At 71.5% G+C, this 25,001-nt stretch carries 29 protein-coding genes; 15 read left to right on the forward strand and 14 right to left on the reverse strand.

Annotated features, from left to right (window positions below; genetic code table 11):
• Nucleotides 1-13 precede the first annotated feature (13 nt).
• Nucleotides 14-1,159, reverse strand: a complete 1,146-nt coding sequence (locus tag ACHAAC_RS08710) for a hypothetical protein (protein WP_435715734.1) — start codon at nt 1,157-1,159, stop codon at nt 14-16.
• 98 nt (nt 1,160-1,257) lie between these two features.
• Between ACHAAC_RS08710 and ACHAAC_RS08715 the strand changes: the two genes are divergently transcribed.
• The gene (locus ACHAAC_RS08715; RefSeq protein WP_435715735.1) at nt 1,258-2,154 is read left to right on the forward strand and encodes a class I SAM-dependent methyltransferase; all 897 of its coding nucleotides are present in this window, start codon (nt 1,258-1,260) and stop codon (nt 2,152-2,154) included.
• Nucleotides 2,155-2,169: 15 nt separating this feature from the next.
• Here the strand turns inward: ACHAAC_RS08715 and ACHAAC_RS08720 are convergent, their stop codons facing one another.
• Nucleotides 2,170-2,823, reverse strand: coding sequence for a class I SAM-dependent methyltransferase (locus tag ACHAAC_RS08720; RefSeq protein ID WP_435715736.1), 654 nt, complete (start codon nt 2,821-2,823; stop codon nt 2,170-2,172).
• A 125-nt stretch (nt 2,824-2,948) separates the two neighbouring features.
• Between ACHAAC_RS08720 and ACHAAC_RS08725 the strand changes: the two genes are divergently transcribed.
• Nucleotides 2,949-3,110 carry a hypothetical protein gene (locus ACHAAC_RS08725; protein WP_435715737.1) on the forward strand — a complete coding sequence of 54 codons (162 nt, stop codon included), beginning with the start codon at nt 2,949-2,951 and terminating at the stop codon, nt 3,108-3,110.
• Between the two features lie 18 nt (nt 3,111-3,128).
• Entirely contained in the window at nt 3,129-4,586 is a 1,458-nt protein-coding gene (locus tag ACHAAC_RS08730) for a GuaB1 family IMP dehydrogenase-related protein (RefSeq protein WP_435715738.1), read from the forward strand.
• 49 nt (nt 4,587-4,635) lie between these two features.
• On the opposite strand, the gene ACHAAC_RS08735 is transcribed toward ACHAAC_RS08730, so the two are convergent.
• Nucleotides 4,636-5,118 (reverse strand): TetR family transcriptional regulator, encoded by a 483-nt coding sequence (locus tag ACHAAC_RS08735; protein WP_435715739.1) that lies wholly within the window; start codon nt 5,116-5,118, stop codon nt 4,636-4,638.
• A gap of 97 nt (nt 5,119-5,215) precedes the next feature.
• On the opposite strand from ACHAAC_RS08735, the gene ACHAAC_RS08740 reads away from it, so the two are divergent.
• From ACHAAC_RS08740 to ACHAAC_RS08775, 8 genes are all read left to right on the forward strand, one after another.
• On the forward strand, nt 5,216-5,833 hold the full coding sequence (locus ACHAAC_RS08740; RefSeq protein WP_435715740.1) for a biotin transporter BioY: 618 nt from the start codon (nt 5,216-5,218) through the stop codon (nt 5,831-5,833).
• Complete coding sequence (locus ACHAAC_RS08745; protein ID WP_435715741.1) at nt 5,830-6,519, forward strand: energy-coupling factor ABC transporter ATP-binding protein; 690 nt, start codon at nt 5,830-5,832, stop codon at nt 6,517-6,519. Before ACHAAC_RS08740 ends, ACHAAC_RS08745 begins: the two co-directional genes overlap by 4 nt.
• A complete protein-coding gene (locus ACHAAC_RS08750; protein ID WP_435715742.1) occupies nt 6,516-7,127 on the forward strand; it encodes a CbiQ family ECF transporter T component in 612 nt (203 codons plus the stop codon). Before ACHAAC_RS08745 ends, ACHAAC_RS08750 begins: the two co-directional genes overlap by 4 nt.
• Nucleotides 7,128-7,197: 70 nt before the next feature.
• Nucleotides 7,198-7,944 carry a LytR/AlgR family response regulator transcription factor gene (locus ACHAAC_RS08755; RefSeq protein WP_435715743.1) on the forward strand — a complete coding sequence of 249 codons (747 nt, stop codon included), beginning with the start codon at nt 7,198-7,200 and terminating at the stop codon, nt 7,942-7,944.
• Nucleotides 7,941-8,366 carry a hypothetical protein gene (locus ACHAAC_RS08760; RefSeq protein WP_435715744.1) on the forward strand — a complete coding sequence of 142 codons (426 nt, stop codon included), beginning with the start codon at nt 7,941-7,943 and terminating at the stop codon, nt 8,364-8,366. Before ACHAAC_RS08755 ends, ACHAAC_RS08760 begins: the two co-directional genes overlap by 4 nt.
• Complete coding sequence (locus ACHAAC_RS08765) at nt 8,363-9,883, forward strand: cation acetate symporter (RefSeq protein WP_435715745.1); 1,521 nt, start codon at nt 8,363-8,365, stop codon at nt 9,881-9,883. The genes ACHAAC_RS08760 and ACHAAC_RS08765 overlap by 4 nt, the downstream gene beginning before the upstream one ends.
• Before the next feature lie 134 nt (nt 9,884-10,017).
• On the forward strand, nt 10,018-12,009 hold the full coding sequence (gene acs, locus ACHAAC_RS08770; protein WP_435715746.1) for an acetate--CoA ligase: 1,992 nt from the start codon (nt 10,018-10,020) through the stop codon (nt 12,007-12,009).
• 127 nt (nt 12,010-12,136) lie between these two features.
• Nucleotides 12,137-12,553 carry a phage holin family protein gene (locus ACHAAC_RS08775; RefSeq protein WP_435715747.1) on the forward strand — a complete coding sequence of 139 codons (417 nt, stop codon included), beginning with the start codon at nt 12,137-12,139 and terminating at the stop codon, nt 12,551-12,553.
• Nucleotides 12,554-12,566: 13 nt separating this feature from the next.
• On the opposite strand, the gene ACHAAC_RS08780 is transcribed toward ACHAAC_RS08775, so the two are convergent.
• From ACHAAC_RS08780 to nth, 5 genes are read right to left on the reverse strand one after another with little or no spacing between them, the layout of a single operon-like run.
• Entirely contained in the window at nt 12,567-13,376 is an 810-nt protein-coding gene (locus tag ACHAAC_RS08780) for a hypothetical protein (RefSeq protein ID WP_435715748.1), read from the reverse strand.
• Nucleotides 13,376-14,551, reverse strand: a complete 1,176-nt coding sequence (locus ACHAAC_RS08785; RefSeq protein ID WP_435715749.1) for a MarP family serine protease — start codon at nt 14,549-14,551, stop codon at nt 13,376-13,378. The genes ACHAAC_RS08780 and ACHAAC_RS08785 overlap by 1 nt, the downstream gene beginning before the upstream one ends.
• Entirely contained in the window at nt 14,548-15,192 is a 645-nt protein-coding gene (locus ACHAAC_RS08790; RefSeq protein ID WP_435715750.1) for an NUDIX hydrolase, read from the reverse strand. Before ACHAAC_RS08790 ends, ACHAAC_RS08785 begins: the two co-directional genes overlap by 4 nt.
• Nucleotides 15,189-15,806, reverse strand: a complete 618-nt coding sequence (locus ACHAAC_RS08795) for a TlpA family protein disulfide reductase (RefSeq protein WP_435715751.1) — start codon at nt 15,804-15,806, stop codon at nt 15,189-15,191. Before ACHAAC_RS08795 ends, ACHAAC_RS08790 begins: the two co-directional genes overlap by 4 nt.
• Nucleotides 15,803-16,546 carry an endonuclease III gene (nth, locus tag ACHAAC_RS08800; RefSeq protein WP_435715752.1) on the reverse strand — a complete coding sequence of 248 codons (744 nt, stop codon included), beginning with the start codon at nt 16,544-16,546 and terminating at the stop codon, nt 15,803-15,805. Before nth ends, ACHAAC_RS08795 begins: the two co-directional genes overlap by 4 nt.
• A gap of 102 nt (nt 16,547-16,648) precedes the next feature.
• Between nth and ACHAAC_RS08805 the strand changes: the two genes are divergently transcribed.
• Nucleotides 16,649-17,329, forward strand: coding sequence for a Crp/Fnr family transcriptional regulator (locus ACHAAC_RS08805; RefSeq protein WP_435715753.1), 681 nt, complete (start codon nt 16,649-16,651; stop codon nt 17,327-17,329).
• A gap of 12 nt (nt 17,330-17,341) precedes the next feature.
• Here ACHAAC_RS08805 and ACHAAC_RS08810 read toward each other — a convergent pair whose 3' ends face one another.
• The 4 genes from ACHAAC_RS08810 to ACHAAC_RS08825 are packed head-to-tail and all read right to left on the reverse strand — an operon-like array spanning nt 17,342 to nt 19,528.
• On the reverse strand, nt 17,342-18,103 hold the full coding sequence (locus ACHAAC_RS08810; protein WP_435715754.1) for an MBL fold metallo-hydrolase: 762 nt from the start codon (nt 18,101-18,103) through the stop codon (nt 17,342-17,344).
• The gene (locus ACHAAC_RS08815; protein WP_435715755.1) at nt 18,100-18,918 is read right to left on the reverse strand and encodes an NUDIX hydrolase; all 819 of its coding nucleotides are present in this window, start codon (nt 18,916-18,918) and stop codon (nt 18,100-18,102) included. Before ACHAAC_RS08815 ends, ACHAAC_RS08810 begins: the two co-directional genes overlap by 4 nt.
• Complete coding sequence (locus tag ACHAAC_RS08820; RefSeq protein WP_435715756.1) at nt 18,918-19,373, reverse strand: RidA family protein; 456 nt, start codon at nt 19,371-19,373, stop codon at nt 18,918-18,920. Before ACHAAC_RS08820 ends, ACHAAC_RS08815 begins: the two co-directional genes overlap by 1 nt.
• Nucleotides 19,370-19,528, reverse strand: a complete 159-nt coding sequence (locus ACHAAC_RS08825) for a DUF4177 domain-containing protein (protein ID WP_435715757.1) — start codon at nt 19,526-19,528, stop codon at nt 19,370-19,372. Before ACHAAC_RS08825 ends, ACHAAC_RS08820 begins: the two co-directional genes overlap by 4 nt.
• Before the next feature lie 149 nt (nt 19,529-19,677).
• Between ACHAAC_RS08825 and ACHAAC_RS08830 the strand changes: the two genes are divergently transcribed.
• Entirely contained in the window at nt 19,678-20,649 is a 972-nt protein-coding gene (locus tag ACHAAC_RS08830) for an ArsA-related P-loop ATPase (RefSeq protein WP_435715758.1), read from the forward strand.
• Nucleotides 20,646-21,857: an ArsA family ATPase gene (locus tag ACHAAC_RS08835; RefSeq protein WP_435715759.1), complete on the forward strand. Its 1,212-nt coding sequence runs from the start codon at nt 20,646-20,648 to the stop codon at nt 21,855-21,857. The genes ACHAAC_RS08830 and ACHAAC_RS08835 overlap by 4 nt, the downstream gene beginning before the upstream one ends.
• A gap of 15 nt (nt 21,858-21,872) precedes the next feature.
• Here ACHAAC_RS08835 and ACHAAC_RS08840 read toward each other — a convergent pair whose 3' ends face one another.
• Nucleotides 21,873-22,130, reverse strand: coding sequence for a WhiB family transcriptional regulator (locus ACHAAC_RS08840; RefSeq protein WP_435715760.1), 258 nt, complete (start codon nt 22,128-22,130; stop codon nt 21,873-21,875).
• A 200-nt stretch (nt 22,131-22,330) separates the two neighbouring features.
• Between ACHAAC_RS08840 and ACHAAC_RS08845 the strand changes: the two genes are divergently transcribed.
• Nucleotides 22,331-24,493: a transglycosylase domain-containing protein gene (locus ACHAAC_RS08845; protein ID WP_435715761.1), complete on the forward strand. Its 2,163-nt coding sequence runs from the start codon at nt 22,331-22,333 to the stop codon at nt 24,491-24,493.
• 9 nt (nt 24,494-24,502) lie between these two features.
• Here the strand turns inward: ACHAAC_RS08845 and ACHAAC_RS08850 are convergent, their stop codons facing one another.
• On the reverse strand, nt 24,503-24,964 hold the full coding sequence (locus tag ACHAAC_RS08850; protein WP_435715762.1) for a GatB/YqeY domain-containing protein: 462 nt from the start codon (nt 24,962-24,964) through the stop codon (nt 24,503-24,505).
• Nucleotides 24,965-25,001 lie beyond the last annotated feature (37 nt).

Below are 25,001 nucleotides of genomic sequence, written 5' to 3' on the forward strand. Positions count from 1 at the left end.
ACAACGCTCGACGTCACCCGACGTTCCGCCCGTCACGCCCGATCATCGCAGCGACGTACGCCTCGACCGTGGCCTCGGGCACCCTCGAGGGGGCCAGCCCACCGCGCTCGAGCACGCGGTCCAGGGCCGTGCCGATCGACTCCGCGGTCATGGCGGCCGACTCTCCCCCACCGGTGGCGGCCACCTCCGACGCCCGGACGGTGGACCCCGCGGTGACGACGGGGACCCCGGCGGCGAGCGCCTTGCCCATGATCCCGCTGGGGCCGTTGTTGGTCATGACCAGCGCGACGGCGTCGGCGGCGGCGACGAGCTCGTCGAGGTCCTGGTCGGGCAGGAAGCCCGGACGCAGCACGATGCGGTTGCGGTCGCTCTGCCGGATCGAGTCGATCCAGGCCGTAACGCTCTCGGACAGCCCCCCGCCCAGCACCAGGTCGGCCTCCAGGCCCGAGGTCACGAGCGCGTCCCACACCAGGTCGGGATGCTTGCGCTCCGACACCCCGCCGAAGATCCCCACGAGGCGCCGGTCAACCGGCAGGCCGTGGCGCTCGCGCAGCGTCGCGCGGTCACGGGAGTGCGCGCCGCACCGCGCGGGGTCCCGGGTGCGCTTCACGATCCACCCGCGCGAGAGGTCGTCACGGCCGGCGAACCCGGCGACACGACGCAGCGAGCCCGACAGCATCGCCAGGACGGCCAGCGTCGCCTTCGGGATGCGCAGCCGCCAGCCGACGACGTCGGTGAGGTCCAGCCGAGCCGGGTAGCGCGTCAGCATGAAGACGATGCGGGGGCGGCGGCGCAGCCCGAAGGCCCGAGGCGCCTCCCACCACCACCGCTTCAGGGCCTGGTCGGCGTCGAGCACCACCACGGTGTCCGCCTCCCCGACTGCGGAGCGGCGAGCCACCTCGCGCACGATCGTCCGCGTCGGCGGGTACTCCTCGTCCAGCGCGCCCTCCACCCGGACCCCCTCCAGGTGGGCCAGGAAGGTCTCGTGGGCGGGGTCCTCGACGGCTCCGGCGGAGGTCAGCACCACCACGTCGTCGGTGCGGGCCAGCACCTCGGCGACCATCGCCACGGTCTGGAATCGGTGTCCGCTGGGCGAGGGCTCGACCAGCAGGGTCGTGGGGCGTACCCGGCCCGGTGAGGTCCCACGGTTGTCGTCCATCGGGCACCGACGATAGTGCCCGGACGGCTCCGACGGGCCCTCATGGTGCGATAGGTTCGGCGCGTTCGGCCGGGCACGGCCCGGACCAGGCGCACCGCGTGGCCCCCGAAGGAGACGACATGTCCTGCGACTGCTGCGGCGGTGGAGCGTGGAACCCCCTCTTCGTCGAGAACGGCGTCCACCTCGGGCAGTGCCCGGACTGCGCCCTGCTGTTCGTCGACGACATCCCTGCTCCGACGGCCCGGATGACCGAGATGGAGGAGGGGCACTATGCGGGCACCCAGCAGATCAACCCGGCGGACAGGCAGAGCTCCTCCGAGCTGATCATGCGAGAACGGTTCCAGGGCTTCGTCGACCTCGCCCGCAGGCACCGCGACGCCGGTCGCTGGCTCGACGTCGGGTGCGGGGGTGGCCTGCTCATGACCCTCGCTCGCGACGGCGGCTACACGGTGGAGGGCATCGAGCTCAGCGCCGACCGTCGCAGGCTCACCGAGACCGCCACCGGTGCCACGGTCCACGGTGTCCCGCTGGAGGACGTCGGCTACCCCGACGACTCCTTCGACGTCGTCAGCCTGATCAACGTCTTCAGCCACCTCATCAGCCCGACGCGGACGTTCGCCGAGCTGCACCGCATCCTGCGCCCCGGCGGCATCGTGGTCATGGCCACCGGCGAGTTCACCCCGGGCGTGCAGCAGGGCGACATGCTGCACTGGAACCTGGGCGACCACCTGTTCTTCCTGGGCGAGGGGACGATCGATCGCTACGCGGAGAAGACCGGGTTCACGGTGGCGCACCACCACCGCCGATGGCTGCCCGATGAGATGTTCAGCCGGGAGTGGCTGCGGGTCAAGGGGCGTTCCGGGGCCAAGAACGCCGTCAAGACCACGATCGACAGGACGCCCGGCGGCCTGGCGCTGCTGCGCACGGTGATGCTGCGGCGTCAGGCTGACAGCTCCGCCCACTCCGGCGTCTTCGTCCTGACGCCCACGGGCTGAGCGCAGAGCCTCGACTCAGCGGCGCGCCTCGACCGACAGCTGCGCGCCGCCCTCGCTCGTGCGGACGTCGAGGCCGCTGAGCTCGGGGTGCTCGCTCTGCCCGGTCGGGGTCCGCACGACGTCGGTGAAGCCTGCCGCCTCCAGCTCCACGGTCAGCGTCTCGAGGTCGAAGACGTAGCCCTCGTGGTGGCCGAACGCCCCGATCGGGATGCGCAGGACGTCGATCGGGTGCTCCACGACGAGGCCGAGGTCGCGGTAGTGCCGCGCCGCGGCCTCGTCGAGCGCCGTCGCGCCGGAGAGGTACATCTCGACGTGGGCGCGAACGTCCGGCGTGATGAGCCGGATGATCCCCCCGGGGGCGAGGCACCGGTGGGCCTCTCGGAGCATCCGTCGCGTCGCGTCGAGGGTGAGGTGCTCGATGACGTTGTCGGAGTAGACGTGCGAGAGGCTGCTCTGCTCCAGGGGCCATGTCGAGGTGGCGTCGAGGTAGAGACGCGTCACCGCGTTGACGTTCGTGACCACCCAGCCCTCGCGAGGGGAGAGTCCCCCGACCTCGAGCTTGAACGGACGCGGGGCCGTGGCGAACGCTCGGCGGGCACGAGCCCTCGCGAGCGGCGTGTTGCCCGTGAGCACCACGGCTCGGGCGAGCTTGCGAAACGTCGGGTTCACGGTGCGGAGACTACCCGCCGGCGACCGCCGGCGAGATCGGTTCCGGCCCGGACGCGCCGGTCGTGGCCGATGTCGTGATCTGTCCGTCCCGGTGCCTACCGTGGGTGGGGAGACGGAGGTGGACCATGCACGAGGCACCGGACCGGCATGCGTGGATCGGCGTACTCACGTGCGACACGTGCGAGGGCGAGATCGACGTGCCCGACGAGCACGCCGACCTCGGGCTCTGCCGTGCGTGCGGCGTCGCCTTCCTGCTCGACGTCCGGGAGGCCCGGCAGGCGGGGTGAGGACCGTACGATCAAGGGGTGAAGTTCCTCAACGACCTCGCCCCGGCGCACGACCTCACCTACAACGACGTCTTCATGGCGCCCGGACGCTCCGACGTCGTCTCGCGCTTCGACGTCGACCTCTCCACGAGCGACGGCACGGGAACCACGGTGCCGCTCGTCGTGGCCAACATGACGGCGGTGTCCGGCCGGCGGATGGCCGAGACCGTCGCACGTCGTGGTGGCATCGCGATCATCCCGCAGGACATCCCCGTCGACGTCGTCGCCGACACCATCGCCCGCGTCAAGGCGGCCCACCCGGTCTATGAGACCCCGGTGACGGTCTCGCCCACCATGACGATCGGCGAGACCCTGAGCCTGATCCCCAAGCGGGCCCACGGTGCTGCGGTCGTCGTCGAGGACGGCAAGCCGGTGGGCGTGGTCGCCGAGAGCGACGGCGCCGAGGTCGACCGCTTCACCCAGGTGCGCGACGTCATGAGCGAGGACCTGTTCACCGTCGAGGCCGGGCTCGACCCCCGGGAGTACTTCAACGCCCTGGCGAGCTCGCACGTGGCGGTCGCGCCCGTGCTGGACGGGGGCGCCCTGGCCGGCGTCGTGACCCGCAAGGCGGCGCTGCGCTCCACCATCTACGAGCCGGCGGTCGACCCCTCCGGCGGGCTCGTCATCGGTGCGGCCGTGGGCATCAACGGTGATGTCGGAGCCAAGGCCACCGCCCTGCTGGAGCTCGGCATCGACGTCCTCGTGGTCGACACCGCCCACGGGCACCAGGTCAAGATGCTCGACGCGCTACCGGTGGTGCGCGCCGCCCGCGACGCCCACGCCGAGCGGTCGGGACGTCGCATCCCGATCGCCGCCGGGAACGTCGTCACCGCGGCGGGGACCGCCGACCTCGTCGACGCCGGGGCCGACATCATCAAGGTGGGCGTCGGCCCGGGTGCCATGTGCACCACCCGGATGATGACCGGCGTCGGGCGACCCCAGTTCTCCGCCGTCCTGGAGTGTGCCCGCGCGGCCACCGAGCACGGCGCGCACGTGTGGGCCGACGGTGGCGTCCGGTACCCGCGCGACGTCGCCCTCGCGCTGGCCGCCGGAGCCGGCAGCGTCATGATCGGCTCGTGGTTCGCCGGGACCCACGAGAGCCCGGGTGACCTGCGCATCGGCGCGGACGGTCGCGAGTACAAGGAGTCCTTCGGCATGGCGAGCGCCCGTGCCGTGGCCAACCGCACGCGTGACGCGGCCGGGTTCGAGAAGGCCCGGATGGCGTTGTTCGAGGAGGGCATCTCCACGTCGCGGATGTTCCTCGACCCAGACCGGCCCGGCGTCGAGGACCTCATCGACACGATCGTCGCCGGGGTGCGCTCGAGCTTCACCTACGCCGGCGCCGGCACGCTGGCCGAGTTCGCCGAGCGGGCCACCGTCGGCCTGCAGAGCTCCGCCGGCTACGACGAGGGCCGTCCCCTGCACGTCTCTTGGTGATCCCTGATTCCCATGTCGACATCGGAATCATGAGGCCGGTGGGGCCGAATCAACGCAGGATGATGGCCAGGCCGCGGGCAAAGGAGGCGTCGAGATCCTCGTCGGGCTCGACGATGCCGACGGCGCTCGCCTGGCGGTGCAGCTGGGTGGCCTGGGTGTGGCCGACGACGTAGATGAACAGCGTGCGCGCCACGTCCGGCGCTGAGCGGGCGGCGAGCTCGGCCTCCAGCTCCGAGACCCCCAGCCGGAACGCCGAGGCCGTCGCCACGACCTCCGCGCCGTCGCGGATCGCGAGCATCGCCGAGCGCAGTCGGTGGGCGGTGACGGCCAGGTCCTCGTCGACCTCGACGTCGGCGACGATCCGGGCGGCCATCAGCCCCAGGAGCGTCTGCTTGTCCGCCACGTGGTGGTAGAGCGCACTGGGCTGCACGCCCAGCTCGGCCGCCACGCGCCGCATCGAGGAGAACTCCAGGCCGTAGCCGTCGAGCACGCGCAGCGCGCCGGCCACGACGTCCTCCAGCGTGTTCGCCACGACGCTCCTGCCCACCTCGACCGTCCGGCCCGGTTGTGCCACACTACCTGAACATCGTTCACCTGAACGCCGTTCAGGTCCCTGTCCCGAGGATCTCATGACCATCCCCACCCCCGCCTCCCCCGCTGACACCACGTCACGTCGCTCCCGGTCCACCAGCACCGACATCGCGCTCATCGCCGCCTTCGCCGCACTCATCGCCGTGTGCGCCATCCTGCCGGCGATCTCGGTCGGCGCGGGGATCGTGCCCATCACCCTGCAGACCTTCGGCGTGCTGCTCGCCGGCGCGGTCCTCGGTGCTCGACGCGGCTTCCTCGCCGTGCTGCTCTACCTCGCCGTGGGCGCCGCCGGCCTGCCCGTCTTCGCCGGGGGCAAGGCCGGGCTCGGCATCCTCACCGGCCCCACCGGCGGCTACCTCCTCGGGTTCGCCCTCGCCGCCCTGCTGTGCGGCCTCCTCGTCGAGCGCCTGCCCCGCGGCACCATCGCGTCCAGCGTGCCGGTGGTCTTCCTCGCCGGCATCGTGAGCAGCGCACTGTTCATCCACACCCTCGGCATGGCGGGACTGGTGCTGCGGGCCGACATGAGCTGGCAGGAGGCCTGGAACACCGACAAGATCTTCTGGATCGGCGACGTCGTCAAGAACGTCCTCATGGCCGTCGTGGCCACCTCGGTGCACCGCGCGTTCCCCGACCTGCTCCCGCGCCGACGCCGTTGAGCGTCCTGCAGCTCGACGAGGCCGCCGTCACGGCCCCCACGGCCGACGGCGACGTCGTCGTGCTGAGGCCCACGACGCTGACGCTGACCGAACCCCGCATCGCCGTGATCGGCGCCAACGGCTCCGGGAAGTCAACACTCGCCCGCCTGCTCAACGGGCTCGTCGAGCCGACGTCGGGACGTGTCCTCGTCGACGGCCTCGACGTCACGAAGGACGGCCGACTGGTCCGCCGCCGCGTCGGCTTCGTGTTCACGAACCCTGCCGCGCAGCTCGTGATGCCCACCGTGGCGGAGGACGTCGCCCTGTCCCTGCGTCGTGAGCACCGCGCCAAGGCGGCCCGACGCAGCGCCGCCCTCGCCGTGCTGGAGCGCTTCGGCCTGGCCGAGCTCGCCGACCGCAGCGTCCACACGCTCTCCGGCGGGCAGAAGCAGCTGCTGGCCGTCGCGGGTGTCCTGGCCACCGACCCCGACGTCGTGGTGGCCGACGAGCCCACGACGCTGCTGGACCTCGCCAACACCCGACGCATCGGCGACCTCCTGCTCGGGCTCGATCAGCAGGTCGTCCTCGTGACCCACGACCTCGACCTCGCTGCCCGCTGCGACCGCGGGCTCGTCGTCGATGACGGCGCCATCGCCTTCGACGGTCAGGCCGCCGACGCCGTGGCGCACTATCGGCAGGTCGCATGAGCGCGCCGTCCCTGCTGGGGCTCTACCACCCTGCCGACACGTGGCTGCACCGCCTGCCGGCGGGGGCGAAGCTCTGCTTCCTCGTCGTCCTCAGCCTCGTGGTGGTACTCGTGCGCGGGCCGGTGAGCGCGATGGCCCTGCTCGCCCTGACCCTGGTCCTGGTGCTGTGGTCGGCGACCCGCCTGCGCTCGGTCTGGTCCGCGCTGCGCGGCATCGCGATCGTGGCCGTGCTGCTGGGCGGCTACCAGGCCTGGCAACGGGGCTGGCCGGTGGCGATCGAGGTGGTGGCCGACCTGCTCGCCCTCGTCCTCGCCTCGCTCGTGCTCACCGCGACCACCCCGCTCGATGAGATGTTGCAGACCCTGACCCGCGCCCTCGGGCCGCTGCGGCGGCTGGGGGCGGAGCCCGAGCGGGTCGCCCTGGCGTTCTCGCTGATGCTGCGCGCCGTCCCCGAGACCCTGACGTTGGCCCGAGAGACCCGGGAGGCCGCGAAGGCTCGCGGGCTCGAGCGCAACCCGCGGGCCAATCTCATTCCCTTCGTCATCCGGGTGGTGGCCCAGGCCCGGGAGACCGGTCAGGCGCTGGACGCCCGCGGCATCGCCGACTGAGCCGGGAGCCGCCCCCGGGCGATCATCGACAACGGCCATGGGGAGGGCGGCTGCGACCTATGATCAGCCCATGACGTCGCCGACCACCGAGGGCCTGCGGGCACTCGTCGTCGACGACGAGCAGCCGGTCCTCGACGAGCTGGTCTTCCTGCTCGGGCGCGACGATCGTGTGACCCACATCGAGACCGCCCGCTCCGGCACGGAGGCCCTGCGGCGCCTCGACGGCGGCGACATGGACCTGCTGTTCCTCGACATCGCGATGCCCGGTCTGTCCGGCATCGAGATCGCCCGCTTCGTCGCCCGGTTCCGCACACCACCGCGCGTCGTGTTCGTGACGGCGCACGACGACCACGCGGTCGACGCCTTCGAGCTCGGCGCCGTCGACTACCTGCTCAAGCCCATCCGTGAGGACCGCCTGCGAGAGAGCGTGCGCCGGGCGACGGACGCACCCCCGCCACCATCGGAGGACGACGAGACGATCGCCGTCGAGCTGGCCGGCATCACCAGGTTCCTGCGGCGGACGCAGGTGACCTACGCCGAGGCCCAGGGCGACTACGTCCGTCTGCATACGGTCGAGGGCGGCGACGGCCACCTCGTCCGCACGCCCCTGAGCGGCCTGGCCCACGAGTGGGAGCCGGCCGGTTTCATGCAGGTGCACCGCAGCACCGTCGTCAACCTGGCGCACGTCGTCGAGGTCCGGATGCACTCCGGGCGCTGCACCGTCGTGGTCCCGGCAGGTGACGGCATCGAGGAGCTGCAGGTCGCTCGCCGCAACACCCGCAACCTCCGCGAGCACATCGGCGACCGGGCCCTGTGAGCGAGCAGCAGCCGCCGCCGACCGGTCGCGTCCGCATCACCAGTCCGCGGACGTCGGCCACCTCGACCACCCGCCGCTCCGTGGAGCAGGAGATCGATGAGTCCACGGGCGTCGGCGAGGTCTTCATGCGCTCGCTCATCCGCTCCCAGCTCCGCGCTGCGCTGACGGTGCTCGGGACGCTGATGCTGACGGTCGGCGCACTCCCGATCGCCTTCCGGGTGCTCGATGACCTCACGACGCTCGAGCTGCTCGGCATCCCGCTGCCGTGGCTGGTGCTCGGGGTCTTCGTCTATCCCGGGCTGATGCTGCTGGGCTGGCTCTACATCCGCCACGCCGAGCGCGTCGAGGCCGACTTCGCCGCGCTCGTCGACCCTGAGCACGACCACACCGGGCGCGTCGACTCTGGCCACGAGGACGCATGAACCCGGCCTACTCGGTCGTCGCGGTCACCCTCGTCGCCGTGGCGACCCTGGTGATCGGTGCCTTCGGGATGCGTCTGAGCCGCACCACGAGCGACTTCTACGTCGCGTCCCGCTCCGTCAGCCCGATGCTCAACAGCTCCGCCATCGGTGGCGAGTACCTCTCGGCGGCCTCGTTCCTGGGCGTCGCGGGGCTCGTGCTCGCCTTCGGCGCCGACATGCTCTGGTACCCCATCGGGTGGACAGCCGGGTACCTGCTGCTGCTGGTCTTCGTGGCCGCGCCCCTGCGTCGCTCGGGCGCGTACACGATCCCGGACTTCGCCCAGGTGCGCCTGCAGTCCGGACAGGTGCGGCGGGTGTGCACGCTGCTGGTCGTGGGCGTCGGCTGGCTCTACCTCCTGCCGCAGTTCCAGGGCGCCGGGCTCACGCTGCGCACCGTCACGGGAGCGCCGCAGTGGATGGGTGTCGTGCTCGTGGCCACGATCGTGGTGGTCAACGTGATCTCGGGCGGCATGCGCAGCATCACCTTCGTCCAGGCGTTCCAGTACTGGCTCAAGCTGACCGCCCTGCTCATCCCGGCCTTCTTCCTGCTGCACGCCTGGACGCTGGACGGCTCCCCCGCCCCCGTGGCCGACGGCGACTGGTTCCAGCCGCTCGGCTCGGGCGACGGCACCAGCCTGTACACGACCTACTCCGTGATGATCGCGACGTTCCTGGGCACGATGGGACTGCCGCACGTCGTGGTGCGCTTCTACACCAACCCGGACGGCCACGCCGCGCGCCGCACGACCCTCATCGTGCTGGGCCTGCTCGGCGCCTTCTACCTGCTGCCCACGGTCTACGGCGTCCTCGGGCGCATCTACGCGTCCGACCTCGTGGCCGCCGGCGCCGCCGACACCGTCGTGCTCGAGCTGCCCTCACGGATGCTCGGAGGCACGCTGGGCGAGCTCATGGCCGCGCTGCTCACCGCCGGTGCCTTCGCGGCGTTCCTGTCCACGTCGTCCGGCCTGACGATGGCCATCGCGGCGGTCGCGGGGCAGGGTCTCAGCAGCTGGGTCCAGCGGTCGGACCACCGGTTCGTCCCCCGACTCTCCTCGATCTCCGCGTTGCGCATCGCCGCCGGGACGTGCGTCCTCGTGCCGGTCACCCTCGCCCTGCTGGCTGAGCCCATCTCGGTGGCCAGCTCCGTGACGTTCGCGTTCGCCCTCGCCGCCTCCACCTTCTGCCCGCTGCTGGTGCTCGGGATCTGGTGGCGCGGACTCACCGCGCGGGGGGCCATCGCCGGGCTCGTGGGCGGCGGCCTGTGCGCCGGCGTCGCCCCGATCCTGACCATCGCCGTGCGCCCGGACGGCTGGTTCGGCGTCCTGATGGGCCAGCCGGCGGCGTGGTCCGTGCCGATCGGCTTCGCGCTGATGATCGGGGTCTCGCTCGCGACGCGCTCGGCGATCCCCGCCAACGTCTCGCGGACGATGGTGCGGCTGCACACACCCGAGCGGATCGACGTCGACCGGCGCTTCTGAGCGCCCGCGCAGCTCGCGCCGCCCACCACTCATCGACTCACCATGACCGTTCGTCACCTCGACGGCGCCACCGGAGATGAACCCGCCTGTGCGCTGGGACACAATGCAGACGTACCCCACCGAGGAGAGACCCCATGAGTGACGAGGGAATCAGCAACCTGTCCACCGAGGACCGCCGCTTCGACCCACCGGCCGAGCTGGCCGAGAACGCCAACGCCACCGCCGAGACCTACCAGCGTGCAGAGGCCGATCGGCTGGGGTTCTGGGCGGACGCCGCCCACCAGCTGGACTGGGGAACGCCCTTCGAGGAGGTCCTGGACTGGAGCGACCCGCCGTTCGCGAAGTGGTTCGTCGGCGGCAAGCTCAACGTCGCCCACAACTGCGTCGACCGGCACGTCGAGGCCGGCCACGGGGACCGCGTCGCCCTGCACTTCGTCGGCGAGCCCGGCGACACGCGCGACATCACCTACGCCGAGCTCAAGGACGAGGTCAGCAAGGCTGCCAACGCCATCGAGGAGCTCGGTGTCGAGGCCGGGGACCGGGTGGCGATCTACATGCCGATGATCCCCGAGACCGTCATCGCGATGCTCGCCTGCGCCCGTGTCGGCGCCCCCCACACGGTCGTCTTCGGCGGCTTCTCCTCCGATGCCCTGGCCAGCCGCGTCGACGACTGCGAGGCCAAGCTCGTCATCACCGCCGACGGCGGCTACCGCCGAGGCAATCCCTCGTCCCTGAAGCCGGCCGTCGACGAGGCCGTCGCGAAGCTCGGTGACGCCAGCCCCGTGGAGAACGTGCTCGTCGTGCGCCGTACCGAGCAGGACGTCCCCTGGGACGACGAGATCGACAGCTGGTGGCACGAGGCCGTCGGCAACGCCTCGAGCGAGCACGAGGCCCAGATGTTCGATGCCGAGCACCCGCTGTTCGTCATGTACACCTCCGGCACGACCGGCAAGCCCAAGGGCATCCTGCACACGAGTGCCGGGTACCTGGTCCAGACGGCCTACACGTTCTGGGCGACCTTCGACCACAAGCCGGAGACCGACGTCTACTGGTGCACGGCCGACGTCGGCTGGATCACCGGCCACTCCTACATCACCTACGGCCCGACCGCGGCCGGCGCGACCCAGGTGCTCTATGAGGGCACGCCCGACACGCCGGACAAGGGTCGCTGGTGGGAGATCATCGCCGACAAGGGCGTGACCCTGTTCTACACCGCCCCCACGGCGATCCGCACGAGCATGAAGTGGGGCGACGAGATCCCCGCCCGGCACGACCTCTCCTCGCTGCGCATCCTCGGCACCGTCGGTGAGTCGATCAACCCCGAGGCCTACGTCTGGTACCGCGACACCATCGGCGGCGGGTCCACGCCGATCGTCGACACCTGGTGGCAGACCGAGACCGGGGCACACATGATCACCCCGCTCCCGGGCGTCACCTCGGCCAAGCCGGGCTCGGCCATGACGGCGTTCCCGGGCATCGCGGCCGACGTCGTCGACGACGCCGGGACCCCGGTCGGCAACGGCGAGGGCGGCTACCTCGTGCTCACCGAGCCGTGGCCGGCCATGCTGCGCACGATCTGGGGCGACGACGAGCGGTTCAGGGAGACCTACTGGGCACGGTTCGAGGCCCAGGGCTACTACTTCGCCGGCGACGGCGCCAAGAAGGACGCCGACGGCGACATCTGGCTCCTCGGCCGCGTGGACGACGTCATGAACGTCTCCGGGCACCGCCTGTCCACCACCGAGATCGAGTCCGCGCTGGTCTCGCACCCCAAGGTCGCCGAGGCGGCGGTCGTGGGTGCTGCGGACGACACCACCGGCCAGGCCGTGTGCGCGTTCGTCATCCTGCGCGACAGCGCCGGGGCCAGTACCGATGAGCAGGGCGGCGAGGACGTCGTCCAGGAGCTGCGCACCCACGTCGGCAAGGAGATCGGTCCGATCGCCAAGCCGCGCAAGGTGCTCATCGTGCAGGAGCTGCCCAAGACGCGCTCGGGCAAGATCATGCGGCGCCTGCTGCGCGACGTGGCCGAGAACCGCGAGGTCGGCGACGCGTCGACGCTCGCCGACTCCTCGGTCATGGACCTCATCACCTCCGGGATGAGCGACACCAAGAACCAGGAGGACTGACCAAGATTCGTGAGCCGGTGCACCCAGCTCCGTCTTCTGGACGGCAAATGGGTGCACCGGCTCACGAATCTGGTGGGCGGCGGCGGCTCGGGAGGCACCGCTGTCGGCACCGGATAGAGTCGCGGACATGAGTCAGCAGCACGACGACCCGACCATCGGCAGGATCGTCGCGGACATCACGCGCGACCTCAACACGATCGTCCAGTACCAGGTCGACCTCGCCAAGACCGAGCTCAAGACGAGCGCCAAGGCCGGCGGGATCGGGTTGGCGATGTTCGTCGTGGCGGCCTTCCTCGGCCTGATCGTCATCATCTTCGTCTCGATCTCGCTGGCGTTCCTGGTCTCGATGACGGGACTGCACCTCGCGTGGAGCTTCCTCATCATCGCCGGTCTCTACGTCCTGCTCGCCGGGGTGCTCCTGCTCGTGGGCTACCGGCTGCTGCGCAAGGTCCGGGCGCCGCGGAAGTCGCTGGAGACCGCCAAGCAGATCCCTCCGGCGCTGCGCGGCCACGCGCCGTCCGAGCGGCTCGACGCCAGGAACTGAGCCTTCGGCCGGCTCAGCGGCTCAGGATCCGGGAGCCGAAGCCGACCAAGGTGGCGGCCCCGCCGACCACCACCGCGACGAGCAGCCACTCATCGAAGGACGTCGTGGCGCGGGCGACCAGCAGGTCCCGCATCGTGGTGCCGAGCTCGCTGTCGGTGGGCTGGCCGGACAGCAGGTCCGGTACCGCACGGTTCGTCGCCAGCATGAACGTCCCGCCGATCCCGGCGACCCCCAGGCCCCACCAGCCGAGCGCGGTCGAGCGGCGGCGGGCCAGCAGCAGCGATCCGAGGGTCGCGACCACCGCGACACCTCCGCCCAGGAGTGCGGACCCCGGCGCGTCGCGGACGGTCTCGATGGTCTCGGGCTCCACGGTCTGTGTCACCGGGACGATGATCTGCTCGGGCGTCTCGATGGAGACGGGCACGTCGTCGGCCAGCGACTCGCCCACGAGGGCGACCAGCGGCGCCACGTCCAGCACGATGCGCGGCTCGGCCCCGTCCTCGAAGGTCGCTCGGTGGGAGGCCCGCTGCGTCTCCTGCCACGCGTCGGGGAAGCTCGGGTCGTCCAGGATGCGGGTGAACGCGACGGCGACCAGCTCACGGACGACGCCTTCGCCGATCGGCAGGTCGACCGACGCCACCAGGGAGTCGGACACGCCGGTCGTGAGGGCGTCCTGCAGCTCGGTGTCGGTGGCGAAGGGAGCGGTGAAGGAGACGTAGCCGTCCTCGTCGGCGACGTGGGTGGCGACCCACGCCGTCGGCAGCGTCACGCCGATGGCGACGACGGCGACCAGCCACAGCACCGCGGAGCCGAACGTCCTCATCAGGTGCACCCGCCGGTGTCGACCGGCTGCGTCGCGCGCTGACCGTCGCCGGCGTTCTCGGCCGCCTGCTCGGCCGTCACCGCGTAACCGGTGGCACTGTCGGAGATCGAGGCGGCGAAGATGACGCCCAGGACGTCACCCTCCGGCGAGATGAGCGGTCCGCCGGAGTTGCCCGAGCGCACCAGTCCTCGGATCGAGAAGGTCTCCCGCAGCACCTCGCCCCGGTCGTAGATGTCGGGGCTGCGCAGGGTGAGCTGGTCGCGGATGCGGGCTGATCGCGCGTCGAACGGGCCGTTCTCCGGATAGCCGAGCACGGCGGCGGTCTGCCCCGGGGCCCCGGACTCGTCGAACTCCAGCGCCGGGAGCCCGAGGTCCTGCGTCGCCACCACCGCGAGGTCCAGCTCCGGGTCGAAGACCACGACCCGTCCGGAGACCCGGCGGTCGTCGATCTCCACGAACGGCTCGTCGACGCCGGCCACCACGTGGGCGTTCGTCATGACGCGACCCGGTGCGTAGACGAAGCCGGACCCCTCGATGCCCTTGCCGCACTCGGCGGCGCCCAGGATCTTCACGACGCTGCGCGAGGCCTCCTGCACGCCCGGCTCCTGCAGGGTCGCGTCGTCCGGGGGCCCCACGGCCTCGATCTGCTCGGAGTCGAACGGGTCGATGTAGCGCGGGAAGAGGTTCGCGTCCAGCACCCGGTTGAAGGCGCGCAGGGTGGACGAGGCGCGATCGGGCATGACCTGGTCGACGCTGCCGAGGATGGCCGAGTCCCGGGCCGCCGTGGACAGGTAGGGGATCGAGGTCCCGCTGACGGAGTAGCCCAGCGCCCAGGAGGCCACCAGGACCGCCACGATGCTCAACGCGCCACCGCCCACCGCGTCGACCGCCCGCGCAGGGCCGGACCGCAGCCCGCCCCGCAGGTCCGTCCCGATGTAGGTGCCCACGGCTTGGCCGATCGCGGCCGCGCCGATGACCAGGGCGAGCGCGAGCAGGGAGACCTGCAGGGAGGACTCCTCACGCGAGTCGAGCAGGCGTGGCACGAAGAAGATCGCGGCCACACCACCGACCGCGAGTCCGATGGTCGCGATGAGGTTGACCACGAACCCCTGGACGTAGCCGGAGACGGCGTACGCGCCGAGGATCAGCAGCAGGATGATGTCAAGAGAGCTCATGTGAGCTCCGGGAGGTCACGGGTGAGGGTCTCGTCCCACGGCTGCGCCCAGCCGACGCGGTCGAACAGGCGCGCCACCACACCGGCGGTGAAGCCCCACAGGGGCACCTCGGTGCCGATCTCGAACGCCGGCCCGCGCCAGCCCGACGGGTGCACGACGCTGAACCGGCGGCCGGGGTCGACGAGGTCGCTGATCGGGTGGTGGATGACGGTGCGGACCTCGGCCGGCGAGCGCGGCTCGAGCGATCGCGGCTGTCCCCAGTAGCCCAGCACGGGGGTGACGGCGAAGTTGCTGGGTGGCAGCCAGAGCCGTGGCAGCACGCCGAACACCTCGACGTCGGACGGCTCGAGACCCACCTCCTCCTCCGCCTCCCGCAGGGCGGTGGCGACGGCGTCGACGTCCTCGGGGGCGCTGGCCCCGCCGGGAAAAGAGATCTGGCCGGCGTGGTTGCGCAGCGTGACGGCTCGCTCGGTGAGCAGGAGCTCGGGGCCACGCGGGCCGTCGGCGAAGCAGATCAGCACGGCGGCGGGCCGTGCGTCCTGCGGTGGGTGGGGGAACCGCGGAGCCAGCTGCTCGGCCTCGACGGACGACGCGAGCTCGGCCAGTGGCTGCAGCCACTCCGGCAAGGTCGTGCTGGTCATGGTCGTGCTCCCAGGTGTCGTTCCACCGCGGCGGTGAGGTCGGCATAGGAACGGTAGGGCACGCGCTCCGTCGCGACCATGGTCCCCTCCTCGTCCACGAAGACCGTCTGCGGCAGTCCCGCGACCCGCAGCGGGCCCTTGGTGAGCTGGTCGGGGTCGAACAGCTGCGGGTAACGGACGCCGCTGCGCTCGGCCAGCTCCAGGGCGGCCTCCGGGTCGCCGTCGGCGACGTCGATGCCGACGACCTGCACCTCGTCCCCGAGCTCCTCGTCGAGCCGGGCCAGCAGCGGCAGCTCCTCGCGGCACGGCTTGCACCAGCTGGCCCACAGGTTGATGACCGCCGGACCCTCGATCGAGGCGAGGTCCGTGCGCTCGCCGGTGCGCAGGCAGGCCAGCGGCACCGACGGCAGGGCGTCGTCGGCCGCGCCGCCCGACGGCTCTCCGGCCGGGCACGCACGCAGGCCGACGTCCTCCGCCTGTGCGGCGAGAGCGGCGAGGTCGGCGTCGCGCTCGGACGCATCACCCCCGCCGAACGTCGGCGTGCCGCCGCCGGACGGTGCTCCGCAGCCCACCAGCAGCAGGGCCGCCGCCAGCGCCGTGGCGGCCCGCCTCACGCGCGCCCCTGCGTCGTCACGAGGGCCTCGGCGACCTCAGGGTCGGTGGGTCCCTCGCCGAACGCCGGGCACCAGTGCGCCACCGGGCACGCCCCGCACGCCGGGCGACGAGCGTGGCAGCGACGCCGACCGTGCCAGATCAGCCGGTGGCTCAGCATCGTCCAATCCCGCCGCTCGAAGAGCTCCCCGACGGCGTGCTCGGTGCGCACGGGGTCCTTCAGGGAGTCGGCGTCGATCCAGCCGAAGCGGCGGACGAGCCGGGCGAAGTGCGTGTCCACCGTGAGGCCGGGGACGTCGAAGGCGTTGCCAAGCACGACGTTGGCGGTCTTGCGGCCCACTCCGGGGAGCTTCACGAGGTCGGCGAGGCGACGCGGCACCTGCCCGTCGTGGTCGGCGACGAGTGCGGCCGAGAGCCGCAGGATGCTGTCGGTCTTGGCGCGGTAGAAGCCGGTGGAGCGGATGACCTCCTCGACCTCGGCCCGGTCGGCGCCCGCGAGAGCGCCGGCGTCCGGCCACCGACCGAAGAGCGTCGGGGTGGCCGCGTTGACGCGCCGGTCGGTGGTCTGGGCGGACAGAACGGTGGCCACGAGCAGCTCGAACGGATCCTGGAAGTCCAGCTCGCAACCGGCCTCGGGGTAGGTCTGGGCCAGCACCCGGTTGATCTTCCTGGCGCGCCGCACGAGGGCCGTCCGGGACCGGTCGGGGCGGTCCGCCGGTGCGCTCGGGACTGGACTCGACACCGGGCCAGAGTACGTGGCGGTGCGACAGGCGGCCCGGCGTGTGGAATTCTTGCGTGCGGTAGGACAGACTGTGAGCGATCTGACAACCCTCGAAGGATACCTGTGAACGACGACGACGTGCTGCGCCGAGCCCCGCTCTTCTCCGGACTCGACGACGCTGCTGCTGGCGCGCTCGACGCGTCGATGTCCACCGCGACCCTGCGCCGCGGCGAGGTGCTCTTCAACGAGGGCGACGACGGCAACCAGCTCTACGTCGTCATCGAGGGCAAGATCAAGCTCGGTCGCACCTCCCCCGACGGCCGCGAGAACCTCCTCGCGATCCTCGGGCCCGGCCAGATGTTCGGCGAGCTCTCCTTCTTCGATCCCGGTCCGCGCTCGGCCACCGCCACGGCGGTCACCGATGTGGACATCAAGGGCTTGGGCCACGATGCGCTCAGCCCGGTGATCAACGCCCACCCGGACGTGGCCCACGCTCTGCTCAACCAGCTCGCCGGTCGCCTGCGCCGCACCAACGAGGTCGTGGGTGACCTCGTGTTCTCCGACGTCCCCGGCCGCGTCGCCAAGGCCCTGCTCGACCTCGCCTCCCGCTTCGGGCGCAAGGCCGACGACGGCGTGCACGTCAACCACGACCTCACCCAGGAGGAGCTCGCCCAGCTGGTCGGCGCCTCCCGCGAGACGGTCAACAAGGCGCTGGCCGACTTCGCCTCCCGGGGCTGGCTGCGTCTGGAGCCGCGCAGCGTCGTGGTCCTGGACCTCGAGCGCCTGCAGCGCCGCGCTCGCTGACCGTCCTGCTGGCTAGCCCTGCAGGTGGTCCAGCTGGGCCTTGACGCTCAGCTCTGCCGCCGGCCACAGCACGGGGTCGACGTCGGCGTAGACCCGGCGGACCACGTCCTCGGCGCTCCGGTCACCCGCCGAGAGCGCCGCGCGCACCTGATCGAGACGCTCGTGCCGGTGGTCGATGTAGTGGTCCACGACGGCGAGCGCCTGCTGGATCACCGGCCCGTGTCCGGGCAGGATCCGAGCGACCACGCCCTCCTCGACGAGCTCACGCACCCGGGCCAAGGAGTCGAGGTAGGCCCCGAGCACGCCGTCGGGATGCGCGACGACCGTCGTGCCGCGGCCGAGGATCGTGTCCCCGCTGAGCAGGACGGGCTCGTCCACCAGGCGGAAGCACGTGGAGTCACTGGTGTGTCCCGGCGTCGCCACGACCTCCAGTCGCAGCCCGTCGACGTCGAGCACCTCGCCGTCGACGAGCGGCTCGGCGTCGCGGCAGAACTCCGGGTCGGTGGCCCGGGCGGGTGCTCCGACGAGCTCGGTGAACTCATCGATCGACTCGGTGTGGTCGGCGTGCCGGTGGGTGAAGAGCACCAGCGCCACGTCCTGCGCGGCGGCCTGCACGACGCGGAGGTGATCCGCGTGCGCCGGGCCCGGGTCGACGACGATGGTGCGGCCGGCGCCCGGCTCGCGAAGGATCCAGGTGTTGGTGCCGTCGAGGGTCATGATCCCGGGGTTCTCGGCTCGGACGAGAACGGCCCGCTCGCTCACGCTCTGGCTCACACCGGCTCCTCCTCGACGGGGTTCTCCAGGAACAGCTCGCCGTCGACCTCCACGAGCCGCGGCTCGATCGGGGTGATGGCGCGTCGCGCGGCCACCTCCAGCAGTGCGTCGACGTCGACCTCGGCCAGCTCGCGACAGGTGATCCAGGTCGGCGGCAGCATCGCGGATCCGCCCTCGCTGACCGAACGGAGCACGTCGTCCAGGGGCAGCCACGCGGCGTGGTCGGCCTCGTCGGGCAGTGAGCCGACGACCTGGCCGGGCGGCACGGCAGCGACCAGGAACCGGGTGTCGTAGCGACGGGGCTCGAAGGCCGGGGTGATCCAGTGCGCCCAGGCGCCGAGGAGGTCGGCGCGCAGCACGAGGCCGCGCGAGCCCAGCAGGTCCGCCAGGCCCGTGCGGCCCGCCTCGAGGTCGAGCCTGGCCTGCTGCGCCCAGTCCGCGGAGGCATCCGCCACGACCTCGTCAGGGCCCGGGCCGGCCAGCAGGATGCCGGACTCCTCGAAGGTCTCACGCACGGCGGCCACCACGAGGGACCTGGCGACGGCGGGCTCGCACCCGAAGCGCTCCGCCCACCACGTCTCGGGCCGGCCGACCCACGGGACGTCGTCGTGGTCGGACTCCTGCACCTTCCCGCCGGGGAAGACGTACTGCCCGGGGGCGAAGGCCATCGTGGGCTGACGTCTCAGGAGGTAGGTCTCCGGAGAGGTGCGTCCGGGGCGCAGCAGGGCGATGGTGGCGGCGTCGCGGGTCGGCGAGGCCGTGCCGTCCCCGGCCGCCGCACGCTCGGCGAGCGCCGCGGGGACCGGGATGCGCATCAGGCCAGCTCGACGACGAGCTCGACCTCGACGGGCGCGTCGAGGGGAAGGACCGGAACGCCGACGGCGCTGCGCGCATGCTTGCCGGCCTCGCCGAAGGCCCGCCCGAGCAGCTCGCTGGCTCCGTTGGCGACCGCCGGCTGCCCGGTGAAGTCAGGCGTGCTGGCGACGAACACGGTGGCCTTGACCACGCGCACGACGTCGGAGAGGTCCGCAACCGACCCGATCGCGGCGATGGCGTTGAGGGCGCACTGGCGGGCGCAGTCCTGGGCCTCCTCTGCGGAGACCTCGCCCCCGACCTTGCCGGCCACCAGCAGCTCTCCCTCACGCAGGGGGAGCTGGCCGGCGGTGAAGACGTGCTGCCCCGACCGGACCGCGGGGACGTAGTCGGCGACGGGTGCGGCGACGTCGGGCACGGTGAGGCCCAGCTCCGCCAGACGTGCCTCGACGGTCATGCCGAGACCGGCCGCTTGAAGTAGGCGACGAGGTTCTCCGGGTTCATGCCCGGCACGATCTGCACGAGCTCCCAGCCGTCGGAACCGAAGTTGTCGAGGATCTGCTTCGTCGCGTGGACGAGCACGGGCGCGGTGAGGTACTCCCATTGCTGCATGGGTCGACTCTAGGCCACCGCCCCGCTCCCCGGGGCCGGCGGTTTACCACGGTCCCTCGGCAAGCACGCACTGTTCTGTGACAGTTCACCGAGGGACCGTGGTAAACCAGCGCCGGGCGGGACGGCGCGGGTCTCGCTAGGCTCGTGGGATGAGCGAGAACCCGCCCCTGCACATCGTCAGCGGCAAGGGCGGCACCGGAAAGACCACCGTGGCGGCGGCCCTCGCCATCGCACTCGCCGAGGGCGGCCGGCGCGTGCTGCTCTGCGAGGTCGAGGGACGCCAAGGCCTCGCACAGCTCTTCGACGTCGCCCCCCTTCCGTACGAGGAGCGACGGGTCAGCGTCGGTCTGGACGGAGGCGAGGTCTACGCACTCGCCATCGATCCGGAGTCGGCCCTGCTGGAGTACCTGCAGATGTTCTACCGGCTCGGCCGCGCGGGCAGAGCTCTGGACCGCTTCGGCATCATCGACTTCGCCACCACGATCGCCCCGGGCGTGCGCGACGTGCTGCTCACCGGCAAGGTCTACGAGGCGGCCGCCCGCACCGGCGAGGGCGCGTACGACGCCATCGTCATGGATGCCCCGCCCACCGGTCGGATCACCCGGTTCCTGAACGTGAACGCCGAGGTGGCCGGGCTCGCCAAGGCCGGCCCCATCCGTCGACAGGCGGACTCGATCATGAGCATGCTGCGCTCCGGGACCACGCGGGTGCACCTCGTCTCGGTCCTGGAGGAGATGCCCGTGCAGGAGACCCTCGACGGCGTCGCCGACCTCATCGCGGCCGACCTTCCCGTCGGTCACGTCATCCTCAACCTGGTGCGGTCGCAGCTGCTCTCGGCCGGCACCCGCTCGGCGCTGGAGTCCGGCGCCCTCGTCACGGCCGACGTCGCACGTTCCCTGGGTTCCGCGGCCCTGGACCCCGCGGCGGCCGACGCTCTCCTCGAGAGCGGGCTCGCCACCGTGGAGCGCCAAGAGCTGCAGGCCGCGCAGCGTGAGGCGATCGAGGCGGCGGACCGCCCCACGGCCGAGCTTCCCTACCTCCCGGACGGGATCGACCTCGGCGCCCTGTTCGACCTCGCGCAGCGCCTGCGCGACGAGGTGCTCGTGGAGCCGGCTCGATGACCGGGCGCCCGAGCACCAGCCCGAGCGGCCGCCGACCGCGCAGCGGGGCACGCAACCGTGGTGCAGCCGCGAGAGGCGCCACGTTCGACGTCGACGCCCTGCTCGCCGACCCGGGGACGCAGATCATCGTGTGCTGCGGCTCCGGTGGCGTCGGCAAGACCACCACCTCGGCAGCGCTGGCCCTGCGCGCCGCCGAGCAGGGCCGCAACGTCTGCGTCCTGACGATCGACCCCGCCCGGCGCCTGGCCCAGGCGATGGGCCTGTCCGAGCTGGACAACACCCCCCGCCCGGTCGAGGACGTCGACACGTCTGCCGGCGGCTCGCTCGACGCCATGATGCTTGACATGAAGCGGACCTTTGACGAGGTCGTCGAGGCGCACGCCTCGCCCGAGAAGGCCCGCCAGGTCCTGGCCAACCCCTTCTACATCGCGCTGTCGAGCTCCTTCGCGGGCACCCAGGAGTACATGGCGATGGAGAAGCTCGGACAGCTGCACGCCGAGTCCGTCGCCGACCGGCGCCGGTGGGACCTCATCGTCGTCGACACCCCGCCGTCTCGCTCGGCGCTGGACTTCCTGGACGCGCCGGAACGGCTCTCCTCGCTTCTCGACGGCCGCTTCATCAAGCTGCTGCTGGCCCCGGCGAAGGGGCCCGCCCGCCTGCTCAGTGCCGGGTTCGGCGTCGTCACGAGCGCCCTCAACAAGGTGCTGGGGGCGCAGGTCCTCACCGACGTGCAGACCTTCGTCGCCGCCTTCGACACGCTCTTCGGCGGTTTCAGACAACGGGCCGAGGCCACATACGCGCTGCTGCAGGCGGGCGGCAACGCCTTCGTGGTGGTCGCCGCGCCCGAGCCCGACGCGATGCGTGAGGCGGCCTACTTCACCGAGCGGCTCGCAGGAGAGTCGATGCCGCTGGCCGGCCTGGTGGTCAACCGGGTCCACGAGTCCACCCCCGAGGGCCTCACGGCGGCCGACGCCGAGTCCGGAGCCCGGCGCCTGCGGCGCACCGACGACCCCGCCGCCGAGGCGACCGCCGAGCTGCTGGACGTGCACGCCGAGCGGGCGCGGGTGTCGGCCCGCGAGAGCGCGCTGCGACGCACCTTCGCCGCGGCCCATCCGGGCGTCGGCAGCGTCGCGGTCGCGGCACTCAGCAGCGACGTCCACGACCTCGACGGCCTGCGCCGGATCGGGGACCTGCTCACCGGGCGATGAGACCGACGTCGGGGGTCAGGCGGACTGCAGGACCGTGCGCCAGGTGGGCACGTTCGGGCGGCGACGCAGCAGGGCGCGACGTTCGCGCTCGGTCATGCCACCCCAGACGCCCCACTCGATGCGGTTGTCGAGGGCCTCGGCCAGGCACTCGGCGCGGACGGAGCAGCCGCCGCACATCTGCTTGGCCCGGTTCTGCTCCGCGCCCTTGACGAAGAGTGCGTCGGACTTGCCGCGACATGAGGCCTCAGCGGCCCAGTTCTCGTTCCACACCATGATCGAACCTCCCGAGATCCCGGTCGAGTGACCGGAGGTACATCGTTGACATGTCAACGGTAGGGTCCGCGGATGCGCACCGGCAGACTCCGTCGGTGCCACTTCCGACTAGTCACATCGGGTCACCCGCCTGGTTCGCCACGGCACGTCGAGGGCCCACGCCGGCAGCACTCCTCAGGATGTGCCCGTACTCTTGGTCCATGTCGTGGGACGCCTTCACCTCCTCAGCGCGCCGCCTCGCCCAGAAGGAGCCGAAGCATGGCTCCCGGACCTCGGTGATCGGGGCGATGGTCGTGCTCGCCGCCGGCATGGGGGTGCTCGCGGCAGTCGCTGTCGTGCCCGGCACGGCGTTCGTCGCCGCCACCGCGAGCGACGTCAGCCGCGACGCGGTGGAGCTCCCGCTCGATCTCGCCGAACAGCCGAACCCGCAGACGACCCGGCTCCTCGCCACCGACGGCAGCCTCCTGGCGTACTTCTATCAGGAGAACCGTCAGGACGTGCCCCTGGAGGACATCTCCGACAACGTCAAGGACGCCCTCATCTCCATCGAGGACAACCGGTTCTACGAGCACGGCGCGCTCGACCTCGAGGGCACGATGCGCGCCCTGGTCAACAACGCCGCGGCTGGGCAGACCCAGGGTGGCTCCACGCTCACCCAGCAGCTGGTGAAGCTGACGCTCGTGCAGCAGGCCACCACCGAGGAGCAGATGCGCGCCGCGACCGAGACGTCGGTCGCACGCAAGATCCGCGAGCTCAAGCTCGCGATCAACGTCGAGGAGAAGCTCACCAAGGACGAGATCCTCGAGCGGTACCTGAACATCGCCTACTTCGGCGACGGCGCGTACGGCATCTCCGCTGCCGCCAACCACTACTTCTCCAAGAGCCCCGACGAGCTCAACATCCGAGAGTCCGCATCACTCGCCGGACTGGTCCAGAACCCCGACGAGTTCAACCCGCGGGTCTTCCCCGAGCGCGCTCTGCAGCGCCGCAACACCGTCGTCAACGTCATGGCGGGTCAGGGCAAGATCGATCAGGAGACGGCCGACGCCCTCCTGGCCGAGAAGCTGCAGCTGGAGATCACCAGCTTCCCCAACGGCTGCGTGGAGTCCGTCGCCGCCTTCTCCTGCGACTACATCCGCCGTTACCTGCTGGAGGAAGAGGCACTCGGCGACGACGTCGAGGAGCGTCGCGCCCGCCTCGAGCGGGGCGGGCTCACCATCCAGTCCACGATCGACGTCCGGATGCAGGAGTCGATCAACGGTGCCGTGCGAAAGCGCGTCGGCGCCAAGGACGGCGCAATCGGCTCGCTGGCCCTCGTCGAGCCGGGCACGGGCAACGTGCGCGGTGTCGCCCAGTCCCGCCCGATGGGCACCGACAAGGGCGCCGGTGAGACCTTCCTGAACTTCTCGGTCCCCGGCCGCTATGGCGAGTCCGGTGGCTTCCAGGCCGGCTCGACGTTCAAGATCTTCACTACGGTGGCTGCTCTCAAGGAGGGCATCCCGGTGAACAAGTCCTACAACTCACCGCAGACGATGACGGTTCCTGCGGGCACCTTCTTCACGTGCGAGGGCCTGGGCACCTCGTCGTGGGACGTCAAGAACTCCACCGGCGCCGGCAACTTCAACATGTACACGGGCCTGCGCCAGTCGGTGAACACCTACTTCGCCCAGCTCGAGCGCGACGCCGGGCTGTGCAACACGGTGCGGGCCGCTGAGGCGATGGGCATCCAGGTGCCCGACAATGACAAGGTCGGTCCGTTCACCCTGGGCGTCACGTCCGTCAGCACGCTGGACATGGCCGCGGCATACGCCACGGCGGCCTCCGGCGGCGAGTACTGCGAGCCGCGGCCCGTCGCGGAGATCCTCGACACCAACGGCGAGGTGGTCAAGGAGTACCCCACCGAGTGCGAGCGGGTCATGAACAAGGAGCAGGCCGCCCAGGTCAACGACATCCTGCGGGGCCTGCAGCAGCCCGGGGGCTTCGGGTTCAGCAATGGCACCGGCCTCGACGTCGACTCCGCAGGCAAGACCGGCACGACCAACTCCAGCCAGGCCGTCTGGTACGTCGGGTACACTCCTGAGCTCGCAGCAGCGTCGATGATCGCCGGCGCCAACCGCCAGGGCGAGCCGCAGGGACTCGTGGGTGTGACACTGCGCGGCCAAGGAATCAGCTTCTCCCAGGCGGGAGGCAGCTCGCTGTCCGGCCCGATGTGGAAGGACGCCATGGGCACGATCCAGAACTACCTCGACGGTCGTCGCTTCGCCGCCCCGCCCCAGCAGGCGCCCGCGCGCCCCCAGGCACAGCCGAACACCGCCGGCGGGAACGATGACCCCGGTGGTGGTGGCGACGACGATGACGACTGAGGCAGGGCGTCAGGCTCCGAGCTGACGCTTCACCTCGGCCGCCACGACGCCGCCGTCGGCACGACCCTTGGTCCTGGGCTGGACCGCCCCCATGACCTTGCCCATCGCCTTCATGCCCTCCCCGCCGGCGCCGGCGGACTCGATGGCCTCCCGCACGATCTGCGCCACCTCGTCGGCGTCGAGCTGCTCGGGAAGGTACTCCGCGAGGATCTCGGCCTCTTCACGTTCCTTGGCCGCGAGCTCGTCGCGACCCGCGGAGGAGAAGGCCTCGGCGGACTCCCGTCGCTTCTTGGACTCAGACGTCAGGACGGTCAGCACGTCGTCGTCGGTGAGCTCCTTGGCCTGCTTGCCGGCGACCTCCGCGTTCGTGATCGCCGCCAGCACCATGCGCAGGGTGGACGATCGCAGCGCGTCACGCGCCTTCATGGAGGCCGTGAGGTCGGCGCGGAGTCGGTCCTTGAGCTCAGACATGGGGCCATCGTCTCACTCCCGCCGGCACGACGACGCC

The organism is Aeromicrobium sp. CF4.19, assembly GCF_051262555.1.
Taxonomy (GTDB): domain Bacteria; phylum Actinomycetota; class Actinomycetes; order Propionibacteriales; family Nocardioidaceae; genus Aeromicrobium.